The sequence below is a fragment of the Nonomuraea sp. NPDC049695 genome (assembly GCF_040674955.1).
In the GTDB taxonomy this organism is placed as follows: domain Bacteria; phylum Actinomycetota; class Actinomycetes; order Streptosporangiales; family Streptosporangiaceae; genus Nonomuraea; species Nonomuraea helvata.
On record NZ_JBFANV010000243.1, the window covers coordinates 1 to 1,263 of the forward strand.

A 1,263-nucleotide genomic window follows, 5' to 3' on the forward strand; every position below is an offset into this window, starting at 1 on the left:
CCGGCTTTCAAGAACGCCTTGACCAGTGCCAGAACGCGTTTGTCCTTCACCCGGCAACGCACCCGCTCCATCAAGGCCGTATGGTCGATCCGGTCGAAGCACGCCTCGATGTCCGCATCCAGCACCCACCTATAGCCTCGGGTGCCGAAATGATGAATCTCAGCGATCGCATCCTGAGCACGCCGGTTGGGCCGAAACCCATAAGAGACCGGCTCGAAGTCAGCCTCGAAGATCGGTTCCAGCACGAGTTTCAGCGCGGCCTGCACGACCCGGTCGGCGACCGTCGGAATCCCGAGGGCACGGACCTTTCCCGCCCCACCCGGTTTGGGGATCTTACGTTCCCGCACCGGCAAAGGCCGAAACGAACCATCCTTCAGGGAGGTTCGCAGGTCGTCCAGGAACCCCGGAACACCGATGCGCTCCTCGACGTCGGTGACCGTCAGGCCGTCCACGCCGGGAGTGCGTGCCCCGCGGTTACCCGCAACCCGATCGAACGCCACGAGTAGCGTCGCCGGGTCATGCACGAAGTTGAACAGGTCGTCGAACCGGCGGCCAGGATCAGCCGCCGCCCAACGGTGAAGCTTGGCCTGCATCTCCGATACCCGCCGACTCGGCCCCAGCAGGACCGCCTCCGGCCAGGCGCCGCCATTCGGCGGGGCGTCTTTCGGCATTGCAGCCTCCATCCCTTCTCGAAACCGCTGCCGCCCTTCGCCATGTGACCGGCTCTCCCGGCCTCGGACTACTACGGCGGCTCCGCCCCACCCGGCCCGTTCAGTGGTCGATGCACCTATCCCGGCAGTGGACTGGATGCCCACCACCTGGAGCTGCGACCGGGTGGTTCCCGTGTTCACTGTGATTCGCTCGACGAAGTAGGAGCCCGACTTTGTCCCTGCGGCCTCGCCATGAGTACGCCGCAGACTTTCCTCATGGCCTCCCTGTCGGCAATGGCAAACCGGCCCAGGAGTTTCCCGCCAACCCTCGGCCGGCGGGTGCGCACCGCGTCCTGCCCAGATCCACCAGGTTCGAGCAGGCGTCCAGTGGAGGGACTTAACGACGTCGGTTCCTCTCGTACTCCTCTCCATCACGCTCACCGGACCCGCACCATCTGGCAGTACTGGCACGTCCCGGCTTTGTCAGGGCTGCTCCCGCCCTCCCCGGCATCACCCAGATCAGGCTGCCCTCAGCTTCACCGACCTGCTGCGACAGGCCGAAGGCGAAGGTCTCCCACCTCCGCTCAAATCACAGCGCCTCACGGCGCACGCC

The 1,263-nt window shown here is 65.7% G+C and carries 1 protein-coding gene; it reads right to left on the reverse strand.

The window, feature by feature from the left end; translation table 11 throughout:
- A partial coding sequence (locus tag AB0J64_RS57310) for a reverse transcriptase domain-containing protein (protein WP_364047292.1) occupies nt 1-671 on the reverse strand: 671 nt, incomplete at its 3' end.
- Between the last annotated feature and the right edge of the window lie 592 nt (nt 672-1,263).